The organism is Salmonella sp. SAL4457 (genome assembly GCF_046548235.1).
GTDB lineage: Bacteria > Pseudomonadota > Gammaproteobacteria > Enterobacterales > Enterobacteriaceae > Salmonella > Salmonella enterica.
On the sequence record NZ_JBGDZO010000266.1, the window covers coordinates 1 to 307 of the forward strand.

Sequence of the window (307 nt, forward strand, 5' to 3'; positions counted from 1 at the left end):
GTCCAGGTGCGTCCGGAGGGCGCCGCGAGCGCGGCGGATGGCCGGGTGATCGAGGCTGGCCAGCGGGTGCGCTTCGATCGCCAGCGGATCGGCCCCGTCGAGTCCGCCAGCGAGGCCGCGCTGGCCTGGCGCCAGGGCCTGCTGGTGGCCGACGACATGCCGCTGCGGCAGTGGGCGGGAGAACTGATGCGCTACGGCGGCGAGAGCATCGAGTGCGAGCCGTCGCTGGACCCGCTTCGGGTCTCCGGCACCTTTCCCGTCGACGACCTGCCGCTGGCCCTGGCGCTGCTGGCGCAGACCCATGGCC

At 74.6% G+C, this 307-nt stretch carries 1 pseudogene; it reads left to right on the plus strand.

The features are described 5' to 3' along the window. Positions 1–307 (plus strand): annotated as a pseudogene (locus tag ACLJNW_RS24210) (hypothetical protein); the annotation flags it as partial.